Here is a 16,524-nt window from a genome sequence, read left to right on the forward strand (position 1 = left end):
TCCGCCTTTCAGTGCCTGCTAGAGCAATTGGGTAGAGAAATTATTTCATTACGTGAATAGGGTGACCTTCAACCAGTTCAGCAGCTTCCATGACGATTTCGCCAAGGGTTGGATGCGCATGAATAGTCAAAGCGATATCTTCAAGTGTTGCGCCCATTTCAATTGCCAAACCAAGTTCAGCGATCAAGTTAGAAGCTTCGATACCAACGATTTGTGCACCAAGCACAAGATTGTTTTCGGAGTTAGCAACAATTTTGATGAAACCTTCTGGGCTGTTCAAAGATACGGCGCGGCCATTCCCTGCAAATGGGAACTTACCAGCTTTCACTTTGTAGCCTTTGTCTTTCGCTTCTTTCTCAGTCAAACCAACGCTTGAGCATTCAGGATCTGTAAACACAACTGCTGGGATGACTTTGTAGTCAACAACAGATGTAAGTCCTGCAATCGCTTCTGCGGCAATCTTACCTTCGTAAGAAGCTTTGTGAGCCAACGCCAGACCTGGAACAACGTCGCCGATAGCGAAGATGTTAGGAATGCTTGTGCGACCTTGGTGATCGACTTTGATCAATCCACGCTCGTCGAGCTCAAGACCGATCAGGTCTAGACCAAGTTCACCATCAGTGTTAGGACGACGGCCTACAGTTACAAGCAAGTAATCCGCAGTAACTTCTTTGGATTCGCCACCAACAGAATATTTCACGGTAACTTCCTTGTCGTTCTGTACAGCACTTTCAGCTTTAGCGTTAGTTACGATTTCGATGCCAGTTTTAGCCATGTTTTTCGCAACAAGACGAGTCATATCTTTATCAAAGCCTGGAAGTACAGTATCCAAACCTTCGATGATTGTTACTTTAGTACCGAATTTGGAGTACATTTGGCCAAGCTCAGCGCCGATGTAACCACCACCGATTACGATCATGCTCTTCGGAATTTCTGGAAGCTCAAGAGCTTCAGTCGAAGACAGAATGCGTCCACCGAATGGGAAAGGTTTCAGTTCAATCGGACGGGAACCTGTTGCAATGATACAGTGTTTGAAGCGGTAACGTGGGGATTCATGATCATTGAACACACGTGCTTCTGTGTCGCTGATAAACATGCATTCGCCGTTAAATACTTCAATTTTGTTGCCTTTCATCAAGCTAGTCACACCGCTAGTCATTTTCTTAACTACGCCGTTTTTGAACTCTTGAGTTTTGGCAAAATCCACTTTAACGTTCTCAGCAGTAACACCGAAAACTTCACCATGCTTAGCAGATTCGAACTGATGTGCAGCAGCAATCAGTGCTTTAGAAGGAATACATCCACGGTTCAAACATACACCGCCGAGTTCCGATTTATCCACGATGAGGACTTTTTGGCCGAGCTGGGCGGCACGAATTGCCGCCACATACCCACCAGGACCTGCACCAATGACCAATGTGTCAATATCTAGAGAAGCGTCACCTACTACCATAATTATACCTCCATAACCAGCAGCTCAGGATTATTGAGCAGCGATTTAATGTAGTTCATAAAGTTTTGAGCAGTCGCACCATCGATAATACGGTGGTCAAAGCTGAGTGACAACGCCATTACAGGAGCAACTACGATTTCACCATTCTTAACTACTGCTTTTTCACTGATACGGCCAGTTCCGAGGATAGCCACTTCAGGGAAGTTAATGATTGGAGTAAAGAACATACCGCCAGCAGAACCAATGTTACTGATGGAGATCGTGCTGCCCTTCATTTCGTTAGCAGACAATTTACCGTCACGACCACGAACTGCAAGGTCAGTGATGCTGCTAGCGATCATCCAGATGCTCTTACGGTCAGCATCTTTGATAACTGGAACGATCAAGCCGTTTGGTGTATCAGTAGCGATACCGATGTTGTAGTATTTCTTGTAAACAATCTCGCCTGCTTCTTCATCAATCATAGCGTTAAGCGCTGGGAATTGACGGGAAGCTGCAACCAATGCTTTAACAATGAACGGAAGGTAAGTAACCTTAACGCCTTTTTTCTCAGCGATTGGTTTCATACGTGTACGGAATGCTACCAGTTCAGTAACATCTACTTCGTCCATAATTGTAACGTGAGGTGCAGTGTAAGCCGATTTAACCATTGCATTGGCGATCGCTTTACGAATGCCCTTGTAAGGTACACGTTCTTCTTCAAGACTAACATTACCGCTCGCTGCTGCAGATGTTGCTTTAGCTTCAGTTTTAGCAGCCTTAGGAGCTTCAGAAGCTGCCGCTGCAGGTGTTGCCGCTGCCGCAGGTGCTGAACCACCTTTCAAGAATGCTTCAACGTCTTCACGAGTGATTTTGCCGCCTTTTCCAGTTCCGTTCACTTTAGAGATATCCACTTTTTGCTCACGAGCAAATTTACGAACGCTTGGTGTAGCCAACACATCACGGTCAGGCGCAGGTGCTGCACTAACAGATCCACCTTGTTTAGCATCAGATGGGCTAGTTGCTGCAGGGGAAGAAGTGGTATTTGCACTTCCTTTTGCTGCATCTGCTTCTGCGGAAGCATGACCTGCTTGTTCAGGAACGTCACCTTCTGCAGCAATGATAGCTACAACATCGCCAACACGGCATACTTGACCATCTTTAGTCAAAACTTCCAACACAGTACCGTTCACTGGACAAGGAACTTCAACTACTGCCTTGTCATTTTGAACTTCCATGATGATATCATCATCGGTTACTTTGTCACCGGCTTTGATATGCATTTTGATGATTTCACCTTCATGCAGACCTTCACCCAGTTCTGGGAACCGATATTCAAAGTTCGCTGATTTAGCATTCGTAGGAGCTGGTGCAGCAGGTGCAGGTGCAGGTGCAGCTTCTTCAGCAGCATGACCTTCTTGCTCAGGCACGTCGCCCTCAGCTTCGATAATAGCTACAACTTCGCCAACACGGCAAACTTGGCCATCTTTAGTCAAAACTTCCAACACGGTACCGTTCACTGGACAAGGCACCTCAACTACCGCCTTATCATTTTGAACTTCCATTACGATATCATCATCCGTTACCTTGTCACCGGCTTTGATATGCATTTTGATGATTTCACCTTCATGCAAACCTTCACCTAGTTCAGGGAATCGGTATTCAAACTTTGCCACTTTGAAAACCTCCTTGTGAAATTGGGACTGACCTTATGGTTAGAATTCAGAAGAAGAAACGACGTTGTCATCCATAAAGGATGACAACCGTTTCTCATAGAAAAAATATTTTAGAAATCCAAAACTTTCTTCACGCCTGCAATAATACGCGCAGGGTTTGGAAGCCATGTATCTTCAATTTGTGCGAATGGATATACTGTGTCCGGACCTGCGATCCGAAGAACAGGTGCTTCCAAGTGCAGCAATGCTTTTTCGTTAATTTGTGCAATAACCTCAGCAGCAACACCGGAGCTCTTTTGAGCTTCTTGTACTACGATAGCACGGTTAGTCTTCTTCACAGACGCTACAATAGTGTCGATGTCGATTGGACTTACAGTACGAAGGTCAATAATTTCAACGTTAATGCCTTCTTTTTCGAGTTGCTCGGCTGCTTTGGTAGCTGTATGTACCATCAGCCCGTAAGTAATGATAGATACATCAGCACCTTCACGTACTACGTTAGCTTTGCCAAGTTCAACAGTGTATTCACCTTCTGGCACTTCAGCACGGAATGCATGGTAAAGGTTCAAATGCTCCATGAAGAATACAGGGTCATTGTCGCGGATAGACGCGATAAGAAGTCCCTTAGCATCATATGGGTTTGAAGGAATTACTACTTTAATACCCGGGCTTTGTGCAATCAAACCTTCGAGTGAATCTGTATGAAGCTCAGCAGCCTTAACTCCGCCACCAAAAGGAGTACGGAATACGATTGGAGCATTATATTTACCGCCAGAACGCCAGCGCAGACGTGCCGCTTGAACAACGATCTGATCAAGTGCTTCAAAGATAAAACCAACGAATTGAATTTCTGCAATTGGGCGGAAGCCTTGTACACCAAGACCAAATGCCAGACCACCGATAGCGGACTCAGCTAGTGGAGTATCAAAAATACGATCTTCGCCAAATTCCTTTTGCAGCCCTTCCGTTACACGGAAAACGCCACCTACATTACCAACATCCTCTCCGAAGATAAGAACGTTAGGGTCACGATTCAGTTCAACGCGCATCGCGTCGCGGATCGCTTCTTTCATATTCATTTGTGCCATTGCCTGATATCCCCCTTATTCAAAATCGGCTTTTTGCTCTTCCAGATGTTTAGGTGTTACTTCGAACATGCTGTCGATCAAGCCAGGTATAGTCATTTTTTCGGTTTGTTCAGCTTTTTTAATCTGCTCGTTAACAGTAGCTTTCGCTTCGTCTTTCACGCGCAGCGTATCTTCTTCAGTCCAAAGACCTTTCTTCTCCAAATACTTGGCAAGACGGTTGATTGGATCCTTTTCGCTCCATTGTCCTTCTTCTTCTTTCGAACGATATTTACTTGCATCGTCAGAAAGGGAGTGTGGACGGAAACGGTAAGTTACAGCTTCGATCAATGTAGCACCTTCGCCATTACGTGCACGCTCAGCAGCGTCACGAACAGCACTGATTACTGCAAAGATGTCCATGCCGTCAACTTTAATTCCCGGGATACCAGCTGCAACCGCTTTGTGAGCGATCGATTTGGAAGCTGTTTGTTTTGCGAATGGAGTCGTAATCGCGTAACCGTTGTTTTGAACAAAGAAGATAACAGGCAGTTTAAAGCGACCAGCAAAGTTCAAGCCTTCATAGAAGTCGCCTTCAGAAGAACCGCCATCACCAGTGTAAGTAATTGCAACACTCTTTTGTTTCTTCAATTTAAAGCCCATTGCAATTCCTGTAGCGTGCAGGATTTGCGCGCCGATGATAATTTGTGGCATCAATACATTAACGCCATCAGGAATAGCTCCACCATGTTGGTGTCCACGGGAATATAAGAATGCTTGGTACAATGGAAGTCCGTGCCATACTAGCTGCGGAATATCACGGTAGCCTGGGCATAAGAAGTCTTCTTTCTCCAAAGCGTACTCGCTACCAATCATAGTAGCTTCTTGACCGGATACCGGTGCGTAGAAACCAAGACGGCCTTGACGACCAAGATTTACTGCACGATCATCCCAAGTACGGGTAAATACCATACGATACATAATTTCTTTCAGTTGATCGTCGGTTAAATCAGGCATTTTATCCTTGTTGATAATTTCTCCATCCGGGGAAAGTACCGTTAGAGCCTCGACGTCCTCTGTATACACTTCATAAGGAACTTTACTCATTATCTTCACCTCAATAAAAAAATTTGAATATCAGCTGCCTCTGTTATAATATTATTATACACCTGTTTGGTTACTTTCGTCAAAGAAATACTTATAAAATTTATATTCCTTTAAATTTTGTATGTATAACAGGTGATTTATTTTTATATAACAGTTTAAAGCTTTTGGAACAAGTAAATGATTAATCACACAGTTACTCAGCTATTCATTTTAGAGCAAACCGTTGTGTATTGCAAAATTCGACAAGAAAGGTGACGTGGCAACTATGAGCGATTCTGTTTTTCTGAAACGCACAATTGTAAAAGAAACGCTTTGGAGTAAACATCTGCAGGAGGAACGTAAATTACGCATCTATCTCCCTCCCGGCTACAACGAAGTCTTGAGCTACCCAGTGGTGTACTGCCAAGACGGCGAAGAGTTCTTTAACTTTGGCCGCATCGCTACACTCGCTGGACGTCTTATTATAGAAGAAGACGTGGAGCCCTTCATCATTGTTGGTGTCGAAGTAGACGTCGCTGTTCGGACTCAAGAATACGCTCCTTTTGGAAGCAGATTCAAGCAGTACTTATCTTGCTTTTCCGAAGAGATTATTCCCTTCATTGAACAAAAATATCCTGTGCGCCGTACTCCGGACGAACGAATCTTAGCAGGCGACTCCCTTGGGGGCAGTGTTTCGCTCCACCTTGCACTTGCTTATCCTGCGATCTTCACACGTATCATCAGCCTTTCCGGTGCATTCTATCCTGAATCCCGCGACATGCTGGCTAAAGAAGAGGATCTCTCCTGGCTCAACATTAATATGGTCGTTGGTCTGCAGGAAACAGAATACAAAACGGATACTGGCATTTATGATTTTGTTCAGATGAATCGAGAAACAAAAACATTGCTTGAATCACGCGGAGCAACCGTATCCTACCGAGAGAAAGACGGACTTCATCTCTGGGGCTTCTGGCAGAAAGAGCTACCAGAATCTCTACTCTATTTCTTAAACGCATAATGACCTATTGATAGTAGTAAATAGTGAACATCTAAAGAACAGTATGTAGATTACTTGATTGCGCTTACAGTTAAATCCAGCAATTTCCCTCGATTTACCATATGAATCATACAGAGAGAGAGAGCTGTAATCCGAATGGGTTACAGCTTTTCTCTTATCATTCTTTCCAGCAATATGTCACAGCCCGCGTTGATCAAATCATATACCTGTTCAAAATTACCTGTAAAATACGGATCCGGCACTTCGCGCAGCTCCTCCTCAGGCAATAAGTCCATGAAGAACATTAGCTCGGCGTCTTTCCCGCCAGGAATCTTTCGAACATTCTCTCCATTAGACTTGTCCATGCAGACGATATAGTCAAATTTTTGAAAATCTTCACTGTCGACTAGCCGTGCTAACATGTTCTCATAGCTAATGTCGTTCTGATCAAGGATACGTCTTGTTCCTTCATGCGGCTCTTTTCCTATATGCCAATCTCCAGTTCCCGCTGAATCTACAAGAATCTTATCAGATAGTTCTCGTTCATTAATCTTATGCCGCAGAACAGCCTCCGCCATTGGTGATCGACAAATATTACCCAGACATACAAACAGTACGCTTACGATTTCGTTCACCTCCCAGTTGTTAAACCTAAATATATGTGAATTTATACTCAAAAGATCGCACACTCTCATTTTAGCGTTGTCGAGGTCAATTGTGCAACCTTTCGATCTGCATTATACTGGACAGGATACTCAACAAGAGGTTTAAGAGGAGGAATGGATGTTATGTCATCCAAACGAGTCGTAATTTTTGCAGGTGGAGAACTGTCTCCAGAATATTTCAACCTATTAGATGAAGATGATTTTATTATCGGTGCGGATCAGGGAGCGCTATTTCTCATTTCTCACGGATATACACCAGATATAGCAGTAGGTGATTTTGATTCCGTTTCGCCTGAAGCACTTCAAGATATTGAAAACAAAAGTAAGAAGACTATCACCTGTGATGCCGTGAATAAAGATTTGACAGATAGCGAGATGGCGCTAGATATTGCAATGGATCAGCAACCCGATTCTATTCTACTATTAGGTGTTACGGGTACTCGTATTGACCACTCCCTGGCTAGCATTCAAATGATGACAAGAGCCCTACAACGTCAAATCAACTGCCACGTCATGGACACTCATAACTATATAACCCTTACAGGATCCCAGGCTGTTATCAACGATTTAGGCTATACCTACGTTTCTTTACTGCCTTTAACCCCAGAAGTATCGGGTATTACCTTAGACGGATTTCAATATCCATTGACGGACGCTACACTAAAGCTTGGACAATCACTTGGTGTGAGTAACAAACTGGTTTCATCCTCAGGGACGGTTACCATTCGAAGTGGATTGTTGCTGATCATTCAGAGTAAAGACTAGATACATACGGATCATTTTCAACTTAAAAATGCTACTATTTTATAGTTTAGAAACATCATTGTAACTTTTATCTCAAATTCGAAAAAGCCGTGAAAACTCTTTTGTACCAAGGGTTTTCCGGCTTTTTTAAGATAATATTACATCAAATTATTAATTTTTTGTAACTTTTAATGAATTTTTAATAAAACGCTTACAACCCATACCCAGCCTCACTTTATTGCACCTCTTCCAATTTTTATGTCATAGATAACCTGCTATACTACGAATCAGGCAAGCAAGACAGACAAACACAACAACAAAGACTAACACCTTGGAGGTAATACAACATGAATAAACAACAATGGATTAAAAAAGCGATTGTTATAGGAATGGTTACTACAATGGGCTTGGGTACAATGATGGCAACAGGCGTAGGCGCAACGAAAGTTGAAGCAGCTTCCGTATCTAAAGGTCAAAGCGTAGTGAATCTCGGGAAAAAATATATGGGAGTGCCTTACAAATTCGGTGCATCCACTTCTACTACTAAAGTTTTTGACTGCTCTTCTTTTACAAAATACATCTTTAAACAATATAATGTAACATTGCCTCGTACATCCGTAGATCAATCTAAAGTAGGGAAAGCAGTATCGAAAGCTGACCTTCGTGTAGGTGATCTAGTATTTTTCTCGAGCGGTAGCAGAGCAAACGGTAAAAATGTAACTCACGTTGCTGTTTATGCTGGCAATGGCAAAATTCTGCACACTTACGGTAAACCAGGTGTTACGATTTCCGATCTTAACTCCGGTAATTGGAAAAAAACATATTTAAAGGCTCGCCGCGTACTGTAAACAACGACTCTGTAGAGTTCTAACTATAATAGAGAAATAGTCTCAGGATGTGGTGCCGCCTTCGGGCGCCCTCATTACATATCCTGTTCCGCGAACGGTGTGAATCAACTTGTTCCGGTGACCTTTATCCATTTTCAAACGGATATGTCTGATGTAAACATCTACAACATTGGTATCTGCGTGAAATTGGTAACCCCATACTTCCTTAAGTATCTCGATGCGAGAGCATATCATTCCTTGGTTCGCAGCGAGATAATACAATAGATCAAATTCTTTGGGTGTCATTTTTAACTCGATCCCGTCGCGACTTACAAACCTGCGGCTGGGATCGAGCATTAAACCATCGACTCGCAGTATTTGATTTAAATTTCGACGCCGTCCAGTAAGGGTTAACAAATTTAGAATTCTGTGTTTGAATTCACCGGTATGTAAAGGCTTTGTCATATATTCATTACCCCCGGCTGAGAACGCCGAAACTGCCCCAGTTCCAGATTCAGATTGTTCACCGGAAATCACCATTACCGGTAGAATCATCCCCTCAGCTCTTACAGCGGAAATTATGTCCCAGCCTTCCCAAGTCCCCACCTCGCATAACTCAGCAAGCAGCAGTACCGGTTCTATTTTTGATATGGATAAGCGGAGATCCTCGGGATCTTCGCTTTTTGTTGCTTCAAGTCCAATATCTTGTAGCACACTTTCTATAACGGTTCGATCTTCTTCTCTACTACTGCTATCAGCCATATACCATATTATTTGCTCAATCACAAAGTTCCCCCATATCCATATGACTTGCACCAGCATCACTGCGGTACGTATAGAATTCCCGGAAAACAAAAAGACCATTCCTAAGAAATGGCCTGAACACCTATTTACAGCTTCTTTATCCAAAATATCGATGATAAAAGCTCCGAGCAGCAGCAATATCTTTTGTTCCATGAATCAACGCTCTACCATCAGCAAAAATTACTAACCGATAAGGCCCTTCTATAAAAGAAACCAGATAAGAGTTGCTGTCCACGCTTCCGCTTCCTAAACGAGACAAACGGTCCGCAGTTTCCTGCAAGTTAAGCTTCTGTGGTCTCGCAGGGCGAATTTGTACTGTATCCCTTCCACAAAGAACATCGCCTCGTTCGGTATTCGCTGCCATTAGATAGGGATAGATCGGATGACTCCCACAAGAAGGGCAGTTTTTCTTTTTGGCAGCTTTCACTCCAATTTCATGGTATTCATTCCGCCACACATCAAACGTTAACAGTTTGTTTCTTAATTGTTCTTTACGCTTACCTAGTAGTTTCAGCGCCTCTGCCGTTGCATTTGCCGTAACTAGTTGTACTGCTTGCGGAAGTATACCTGCGGTATCACAAGTATCACCTCCTAGCGGTACTGTACCTAGAAGACAATGGAGACATGGAGTTTCTCCTGGCAAAATCGTATAGGTTATTCCATAACTCCCTACACATGCACCATAGATCCAAGGAATACCGTGCTTTTGCGCCATATCATTAATAATGAGCCGAGTATCAAAATTGTCTGTACCATCCATGATCAGATCAACCCCTGAAACAAGACCTTCCAACTCTTCGGCACGAACATCTATAACATAGGCTTCAATAACGACCTCAGAATTAATCTGTTGAAGTCTGCGCTGCGCAGCAGCAGCCTTAGGCATACGTTCAATAGCATCTACCTCAGTATAGAGCTGTTGCCTCTGAAGGTTACTCCACTCTACATAATCACGGTCAGCTAAAATAATTTTGCCTACCCCGCAGCGTACCAGCGTCTCTGCAATCCCTGTACCAAGCGCACCTGCTCCCACTACTAAAACACTAGACTGCGCGAGCCTTTCTTGTCCCTCTGCTCCAAATGGCGCAAATCGCACCTGACGAGAATAACGATCTTCACGACCATCTGTATGAATCATTCGGTTTCCCTCCCCGTATCCAAAAACCGGAGAACAGCAGATCGTCTGCTATTCCCCGGGAGTATGAAGATTCTATACTTGTACTGCTGACCACTGTTCAACATCCCAAATTTTCGTAACCCAGTCTTCATAGAAATCAGGTTCATGGGAGACGAGCAGGACTGTGCCCTTATATTCTTGCAATGCCCGCTTCAGCTCTGCCTTGGCAATAACATCAAGGTGATTGGTAGGTTCATCGAACAGAACCCAGTTACTCTCACGCATCAACAGCTTACAGAGACGGACCTTAGCTTGTTCGCCACCACTCAGCATGCTAAGCGGTCGGGTAATATGCTCATTTTTCAGACCACAGCGAGCTAGATGTCCACGCACTTCATTCTGAGTTAGACTAGAAAATTCATTCCAGACATCCTCAATAGGTGTAAGATTAGCTGCTTTCACTTCTTGTTGGAAATACGCTGAGTTCAGATAATCTCCTAGATAGGTTTTACCGCTATACGTAGGAATCACGCCAAGAATAGTCTTCAGTAGCGTCGATTTACCGACACCATTGCATCCAGTTATAGCGATCTTCTCTCCACGTTCAATGGTCATGTTCAGCATAGGAAGCAACGGACGGTCGTAACCAATCTCGAAATCAATGCCTTCGAAGACTGTTTTCCCGCTGGCCCGACTTTCTTTAAACTTAAAGGTAGGTTTTGCAGCTTCTTCTGGTCGATCAATTCGATCCATACGATCCAGCTGTTTCTCACGGCTCTTCGCCCGGCCAGATGTGGAGGCACGAGCTTTGTTACGCTGAATGAAATCCTCTTGTTTCTTAATAAAATCCTGTTGTTTCTCATAAGCATCTATGTGTTGGATCTTATTCATCTCGGCCATATTCAGGAATTTCTCGTAGTTCGCAGTGTATCGAGTAAGTTTACCGAACTCCAGGTGATAGACCACATTTACGACTTTATTCATGAATTCCGTATCATGAGAGATCAATATAAATGCATATGGATATTGCTTCAAATAGTTAGTTAACCAGTCGATATGCTCAACATCCAAATAGTTGGTAGGCTCATCCAGCAATAGCACATTCGGTTTCTCAAGCAGAAGCTTCGCGAGCAGAACCTTTGTGCGCTGACCCCCACTTAGTGAAGCGACATCACGGTCAAGTCCAATAACGGAAAGACCAAGACCATTTGCCATTTCCTCCACTTTTACATCAATAAGATAAAAATCTCCGATGTCCAGCTGTTCCTGAATGTCCCCCATTTGCTCGAGTAACATCTCTAACTCTTCAGGAGAAGCGTCGCCCATCTTTTCAGTTATAGTTAGCATTTCCTGTTCCAGCTCTAAAAGTGGCAAGAAAGCGTCCTTCAATACATCACGGATGGTTTTCCCTGGCGTTAAGATCGTATGCTGATCCAAGTAACCGTAACGGACGCGAGGCGTCCACTCTACTTTTCCACTATCCTTCAACAGTTTTCCAGTCAAAATATTCATAAGCGTCGATTTTCCTACGCCATTTGCTCCTACGATTCCTACATGCTCACCCGGTAGCAACCGGAAAGAAACATTTTTAAACAACGTCCGATCCCCAAAATTGTGGGAAACGTCTTCTACACTAAGTAAACTCATAAATTCTCCGCAAGCTCCTGTCTATACTTAAATAATGCGTAATAAGAAGAAACGACGTTGTCATCTTTTAAAGACGACAACCGTTTCTCGTAAAAATATAAGGATAAAGTATAGTGTGAAGCTTATACTTTCTTATATTTCAAGCAGAAACGTCTTCGGCGTCCTATAGGACGGTAAGCGTTCATGCAAGAAATATAAAGATAAAGTATAGTGTAAAACTTATACTTTCTTATATTTTTCAAAACACGTATAAATATATATTTTAACACACTTTAATGCAACACTGAACTAAAAGTTAGTTGAGTGAAAAGAGGAAGCATAGAGAACCGCTTTATTCAGCCTTTCTTTTGAAAAAAACTACGGCTTTTCCCCTTACTGGGTACATCTAATACTCCCTCAAACATTTCATTGATCTCTTCTACCAACTTCCCCTTAGGCTTGAATGGATCTTGCTGAAAAGGTAGTCCATAAATCTTATCTGTACCTATAGCGGTCTGCAACAGTTGTACAGTTGAGCGTTCTGCGAGTGGTAACCCCACCCTCCAATTCGTTTCAGGCTGTAACCTTTTACGCCTAAGCCACACTAGTAAATCTTCGAGTCGCCAATCTGCACCAGAAGTAATTAGAATCGGCATATCGCTATATTTGAACTCATCAAGCACCCCTTCATATTCCCCAATGCCAAGATCCAACACTACAAATTGATAATCCCCTCTCAGCAAATCAGCCATTTTTCCGTGAATAGGACGTTTCCAATAATGCACCCCTTTCCATGAAAAAGCAGATATCTCATCCTTGGATGCAACAGTTGTAATCTGTGTATGTAACATGCTGCGAATGCGTTCATAAACCGATGAATCAGGAGAAAAATCAACCCATGCAGTTGCCCCCTTCTGTGCAAGTAAGCTACTCACTGCGAATGAAGTATGTGTTGTTCCAAGACCTGAAGCAACTCCGAGTATGGCAATGACCATCGCTTTTCTCTTTTCTAGAGAATGTGGGACTGAAATAGTAAAATCATTTACTCTAACCATTTCGGACTCCATACGAATTAGCGTCTGTAGAACTGCTTCCGCATTCTGATAACGCTCTTCCGGGTGATGTCGTAATAAGCGTCTTATGATTGGAATAATGCCAGCTGGCATATGGTTATATAGCCGATCCTCCATCCCAGACTCCCATTGACTGCATTGCCCTCCAGTTGCCATAAAGAGAATTAATGCACCTAATCCATATAAATCGGATACCGGCTGACTCTGCCCACTTCCATATTGCTCAGGTGCCGCGAATCCAACCGTACCAAGCTTAACCGTATCTTCAGAGATACCGTGTTTGTAGCTTCGTGCGATCCCAAAGTCAATTAACATCAGTTCTTTTTGCAGTGTCAACATGATATTTGAAGGCTTTAGATCACGATAGATAATCGGTGGTTGTTGACTATGCAGATATTGAAGGACTTCTAAAAGCTGTTTAGCCGCCTGAATGATGAAGTCACTTGGCAAAGGTCCGGGATTGTCCTTCATTAGCTGACTCAAGCTCACACCTTCAATATAGTCCATGATTAAATAGGAATACCCTTCTCGATCTGGAAGATAGAAATCGACAATACGCGGCAATCGTGGGTGGTCTAGTGTAATTAACATATCGGCTTCCGCTTGGATGTCAGAATGCAGCTCATCTAAGCATAAGCTTTCTTTTACAGCCCATCGTTTACCCTTTAGACGCAAATCATCCGCAAGATAAACATTACTCATCCCACCTGATCCAATATGGCCCGTAATTCTGTATCTGTCATCAATAACCTGTCCAATCTTAAGTTTTGTCTCAAAATACAAACTTACTCCCCCTTTTCGCAAAAAAAAGAGAAAGCTTCCGCCATTAACGTTCTTACCGCAAAATACGGTCACGTTAATAACGGGATGCTTTCCCTTAGAAAATTAAAATTTGTTTGATTAGTATTTAATCATATAAAGTGTAATTTCATCACGATTATGGAATAGCTGCTTTGCACGCTGAATCTGCATGCGCTCCCCTTCAAACATCGCAATAATTTCTTTGATCATCGCAAGTGGTTTCTTATGCATTAGTTTTACGGTCACAATGGCTGTTCCACCCGGTGACAGACTGTGGAGTAACCCAGTTACTAGCTTCGCCATCAGCTTAGGACTCCAGCTCATATCGCACACGAGCAGATCAAATTCATTGTCCCGGAATTTTACTTCTCCTGCGTTTTTACGAAGGATTTTCAAGCCCGGATAATTACGAAGGGACTCATGCATTAACGCAGGGTCAACCGCAGTAACCTTCATTCCACGTTCCAGTAAGAAAGAAGTCCACCCACCTGGAGAAGCACCAATATCTAACGCATTACGGAAGCTGTAAAAAGGAATATCAAACTCCTTCTCGGCTTCCATTAGTTTGAACTTAGCACGTGAGATTTGTCCATCTTCCTTACGAAAGCGGATGGCACCGCCATTCCAGCTAGATAAATTAGCTTCTGGTCTGGACACACCTGCATATAAGGCATTCCCGTCTGCGTAGACTGAAATAACCCAGGCTGGTTCTTGCACAGTAAATTCTGCGCCTAAGCTCTGCAATTGCTCTTGGAGCCATTCACGAAGTTCTCCTGGACTGTCCTGCCAGAAGGAAGGATCACCTTTACGAACATTTAGGGATACCTTTTCACCCTCAAGCTCAGTGTGGCGACTTAAATACACCGCTAAACGCTGTAGAGCTTCCATGGTTCCTTCATCCTGAAACTGAACAGGCTGTATATGACGCAGGAAAATGGGAAGATTCTGTGTGAGTAGGCGCGTTACTTCCTCTGGTTCAGATTGCAATGTAGCCAGAAAGATTTCTCCTGGTAGTAACAAGGTACTCTTCACAGCACCGAATAAACGGCGAAGCTCTTCTTGCGCATATGGCGCAAATCCGTGATTAGCTGTACAAATATATCGGGAATACACTTCTTCTTCCGGAGCAATGTTCTGCTCTTCGGTATCTTGTCTTAAATCGTTCAAATCGTTTTGCCTCCAGGTCTAATTTTAATCCAGGGACGACCGCTATCCCATTCAACATCAACAGGAATATCATAAGTGGCCAAGATCATTTCTTTCGTTAATACTTCTTCTTTCGGTCCAGATCCAGCTAGCTTACCCTCACGGATTAATGCAACATGCGTGAAAAGCGGGACAATTTCTTCCACATGGTGAGTAACGTATACTACAGAAACATTACGCTGTCTCAGCTTGTCTATTTCAGCCAGCATTTTTTCCCTTTCATATAGATCAAGGCCGGCACATGGCTCGTCCATAATTAATAGCTTAGGGTCAGCCATAAGACATCTTGCCAGCATAGCCTTTTTACGTTCCCCCTGTGACAAGGTCCCAAAAGGATGAAATGCCATATTGCCTAGATTCATATCTTCCAGCATGCTGATTGCTTTCTCTTTTACTTCGGAGGGGATCGTCTCGTAGAAACGCAAATAAGCGTAAGCACCTGTTGCTACGACCTCCCACACCGGATCTTTTAACGACATCTTTTCCATCAAGGAAGGCCCGATATAGCCAATTTCTTTACGAACCTCACGTATATCACATTGTCCATATTTATAACCCAGCACTTCTACAGTCCCTTTGCTAGGAAACAAATAACCAGTCATCATCTCTAAAATTGTGGTTTTACCGGAGCCATTCCGTCCCAAAATGACCCAGTTCTCACCTTCTTTAACTTCTAGCGACACATCGTCCAAGATTAAGCTTTCTTCCCTGCGGAGAGATAAATGTTGTAATGAAATGATTATGATATAACACTCCTTATGTATTCCAGCACTCGCTCAACTGAAACCATGGAATAATAAACTTTCGGATCATTTTCCCGTTCTGCAGAAGCTACAAGTAGTGCAGGAACGCTCGTAATACGATATTGTTGTACCAAATTCGGCAGCATGTTCACATTGCCTACAACCATTTGAAGTTCAGCAGGCAATAGATGAGCCGCCACCTCTAACATCCGTTCAGCAGCCTTACAAGTACCGCACAGTGGAGTGTGTAAGAATACTACAAGCGGTTCTCCTGAACTCTTGAGCGCCTCCAGTAATTCCACTTCATTCATTACCTTCATTTCAAGTCCGTCTCCTCGGCGATATCGCGAAGCTTATCAGAACTCAGGGGACCATTTACCAAAAGCATCCCCTCAGGTTTAGCAGTATATAAGATCTCATACATTTCTTTTCGCCCCCACAGACTGGAAGTGTGCAAATAGATTTCTCGGGGGAACAGTCCTTCCAGTACGATCCGTCTGGCAACTTCTCCACCCGAATAATCACCCGGTTCCATATCGTAATCCAGTGATAAAATATCCACCTCGCACTCACGCAGCATTAGAAGACATTCTTCCGTCGAACGAGCCAGAGCGAACCCTTTAGGTACCTTTCGAAGATCATCCATATAGATATGAATCACAA

Annotated in this window: 16 protein-coding genes; 3 read left to right on the forward strand and 13 right to left on the reverse strand. The window is 43.3% G+C overall.

Going from position 1 to position 16,524, the window contains the following annotated elements; translation table 11 throughout:
- Nucleotides 1–40: 40 nt before the first annotated feature.
- The 4 genes from lpdA to pdhA form a co-directional block, all read right to left on the reverse strand.
- Nucleotides 41–1,453: a dihydrolipoyl dehydrogenase gene (gene lpdA / locus NSS87_RS17265; RefSeq protein ID WP_042188806.1), complete on the reverse strand. Its 1,413-nt coding sequence runs from the start codon at nucleotides 1,451–1,453 to the stop codon at nucleotides 41–43.
- A gap of 2 nt (nucleotides 1,454–1,455) precedes the next feature.
- A complete protein-coding gene (locus NSS87_RS17270) occupies nucleotides 1,456–3,108 on the reverse strand; it encodes a 2-oxo acid dehydrogenase subunit E2 (protein ID WP_339241588.1) in 1,653 nt (550 codons plus the stop codon).
- Between the two features lie 110 nt (nucleotides 3,109–3,218).
- Nucleotides 3,219–4,196 carry an alpha-ketoacid dehydrogenase subunit beta gene (locus tag NSS87_RS17275; protein WP_042188810.1) on the reverse strand — a complete coding sequence of 326 codons (978 nt, stop codon included), beginning with the start codon at nucleotides 4,194–4,196 and terminating at the stop codon, nucleotides 3,219–3,221.
- A 15-nt stretch (nucleotides 4,197–4,211) separates the two neighbouring features.
- Nucleotides 4,212–5,279: a pyruvate dehydrogenase (acetyl-transferring) E1 component subunit alpha gene (gene pdhA, locus NSS87_RS17280; RefSeq protein WP_042188812.1), complete on the reverse strand. Its 1,068-nt coding sequence runs from the start codon at nucleotides 5,277–5,279 to the stop codon at nucleotides 4,212–4,214.
- A gap of 265 nt (nucleotides 5,280–5,544) precedes the next feature.
- Here pdhA and NSS87_RS17285 point away from each other — a divergent pair, with 265 nt between their 5' ends.
- Nucleotides 5,545–6,276: an alpha/beta hydrolase-fold protein gene (locus NSS87_RS17285; protein ID WP_042188815.1), complete on the forward strand. Its 732-nt coding sequence runs from the start codon at nucleotides 5,545–5,547 to the stop codon at nucleotides 6,274–6,276.
- Nucleotides 6,277–6,416: 140 nt separating this feature from the next.
- Here NSS87_RS17285 and NSS87_RS17290 read toward each other — a convergent pair whose 3' ends face one another.
- A complete protein-coding gene (locus NSS87_RS17290) occupies nucleotides 6,417–6,881 on the reverse strand; it encodes a low molecular weight protein-tyrosine-phosphatase (protein WP_042194033.1) in 465 nt (154 codons plus the stop codon).
- Nucleotides 6,882–7,043: 162 nt separating this feature from the next.
- Between NSS87_RS17290 and NSS87_RS17295 the strand changes: the two genes are divergently transcribed.
- Together NSS87_RS17295 and NSS87_RS17300 are read left to right on the forward strand one after the other, a co-directional pair.
- Entirely contained in the window at nucleotides 7,044–7,685 is a 642-nt protein-coding gene (locus tag NSS87_RS17295; protein WP_339241592.1) for a thiamine diphosphokinase, read from the forward strand.
- 326 nt (nucleotides 7,686–8,011) lie between these two features.
- Nucleotides 8,012–8,512: a C40 family peptidase gene (locus tag NSS87_RS17300; RefSeq protein ID WP_339241593.1), complete on the forward strand. Its 501-nt coding sequence runs from the start codon at nucleotides 8,012–8,014 to the stop codon at nucleotides 8,510–8,512.
- Nucleotides 8,513–8,554: 42 nt separating this feature from the next.
- On the opposite strand, the gene NSS87_RS17305 is transcribed toward NSS87_RS17300, so the two are convergent.
- The 8 genes from NSS87_RS17305 to NSS87_RS17340 all read right to left on the reverse strand — a co-directional run bounded on the left by NSS87_RS17305 (nucleotide 8,555) and on the right by NSS87_RS17340 (nucleotide 16,522).
- The gene (locus tag NSS87_RS17305) at nucleotides 8,555–9,448 is read right to left on the reverse strand and encodes a response regulator transcription factor (RefSeq protein WP_339241594.1); all 894 of its coding nucleotides are present in this window, start codon (nucleotides 9,446–9,448) and stop codon (nucleotides 8,555–8,557) included.
- Entirely contained in the window at nucleotides 9,393–10,433 is a 1,041-nt protein-coding gene (locus NSS87_RS17310) for a ThiF family adenylyltransferase (protein ID WP_339241597.1), read from the reverse strand. Before NSS87_RS17310 ends, NSS87_RS17305 begins: the two co-directional genes overlap by 56 nt.
- 72 nt (nucleotides 10,434–10,505) lie before the next feature.
- Nucleotides 10,506–12,059: an ABC-F family ATP-binding cassette domain-containing protein gene (locus tag NSS87_RS17315; RefSeq protein WP_042188823.1), complete on the reverse strand. Its 1,554-nt coding sequence runs from the start codon at nucleotides 12,057–12,059 to the stop codon at nucleotides 10,506–10,508.
- 335 nt (nucleotides 12,060–12,394) lie between these two features.
- On the reverse strand, nucleotides 12,395–13,894 hold the full coding sequence (locus NSS87_RS17320) for a protein kinase (protein WP_339241600.1): 1,500 nt from the start codon (nucleotides 13,892–13,894) through the stop codon (nucleotides 12,395–12,397).
- A gap of 117 nt (nucleotides 13,895–14,011) precedes the next feature.
- Complete coding sequence (locus NSS87_RS17325; protein ID WP_339241603.1) at nucleotides 14,012–15,079, reverse strand: SAM-dependent methyltransferase; 1,068 nt, start codon at nucleotides 15,077–15,079, stop codon at nucleotides 14,012–14,014.
- Nucleotides 15,076–15,858 (reverse strand): ATP-binding cassette domain-containing protein, encoded by a 783-nt coding sequence (locus NSS87_RS17330; protein WP_339248607.1) that lies wholly within the window; start codon nucleotides 15,856–15,858, stop codon nucleotides 15,076–15,078. Before NSS87_RS17330 ends, NSS87_RS17325 begins: the two co-directional genes overlap by 4 nt.
- On the reverse strand, nucleotides 15,858–16,181 hold the full coding sequence (locus tag NSS87_RS17335; RefSeq protein ID WP_339241605.1) for a thioredoxin family protein: 324 nt from the start codon (nucleotides 16,179–16,181) through the stop codon (nucleotides 15,858–15,860). The genes NSS87_RS17330 and NSS87_RS17335 overlap by 1 nt, the downstream gene beginning before the upstream one ends.
- Nucleotides 16,178–16,522: a cyclic-phosphate processing receiver domain-containing protein gene (locus tag NSS87_RS17340; protein ID WP_339241608.1), complete on the reverse strand. Its 345-nt coding sequence runs from the start codon at nucleotides 16,520–16,522 to the stop codon at nucleotides 16,178–16,180. The genes NSS87_RS17335 and NSS87_RS17340 overlap by 4 nt, the downstream gene beginning before the upstream one ends.
- Between the last annotated feature and the right edge of the window lie 2 nt (nucleotides 16,523–16,524).

Source organism: Paenibacillus sp. FSL F4-0243 (assembly GCF_037963295.1).
Lineage (GTDB): Bacteria > Bacillota > Bacilli > Paenibacillales > Paenibacillaceae > Paenibacillus_AQ.

What these genes read in the sequence shown, in the direction of transcription:
- NSS87_RS17295 (WP_339241592.1), top strand. Translation starts at nt 7,044, where the DNA reads ATGTCATCCAAACGAGTCGTAATTTTTGCAGGTGGAGAACTGTCTCCA.
- lpdA (WP_042188806.1), bottom strand. Translation starts at nt 1,453, where the DNA reads ATGGTAGTAGGTGACGCTTCTCTAGATATTGACACATTGGTCATTGGT.
- NSS87_RS17300 (WP_339241593.1), top strand. Translation starts at nt 8,012, where the DNA reads ATGAATAAACAACAATGGATTAAAAAAGCGATTGTTATAGGAATGGTT.
- NSS87_RS17275 (WP_042188810.1), bottom strand. Translation starts at nt 4,196, where the DNA reads ATGGCACAAATGAATATGAAAGAAGCGATCCGCGACGCGATGCGCGTT.
- NSS87_RS17335 (WP_339241605.1), bottom strand. Translation starts at nt 16,181, where the DNA reads ATGAAGGTAATGAATGAAGTGGAATTACTGGAGGCGCTCAAGAGTTCA.
- NSS87_RS17310 (WP_339241597.1), bottom strand. Translation starts at nt 10,433, where the DNA reads ATGATTCATACAGATGGTCGTGAAGATCGTTATTCTCGTCAGGTGCGA.
- pdhA (WP_042188812.1), bottom strand. Translation starts at nt 5,279, where the DNA reads ATGAGTAAAGTTCCTTATGAAGTGTATACAGAGGACGTCGAGGCTCTA.
- NSS87_RS17285 (WP_042188815.1), top strand. Translation starts at nt 5,545, where the DNA reads ATGAGCGATTCTGTTTTTCTGAAACGCACAATTGTAAAAGAAACGCTT.
- NSS87_RS17305 (WP_339241594.1), bottom strand. Translation starts at nt 9,448, where the DNA reads ATGGAACAAAAGATATTGCTGCTGCTCGGAGCTTTTATCATCGATATT.
- NSS87_RS17315 (WP_042188823.1), bottom strand. Translation starts at nt 12,059, where the DNA reads ATGAGTTTACTTAGTGTAGAAGACGTTTCCCACAATTTTGGGGATCGG.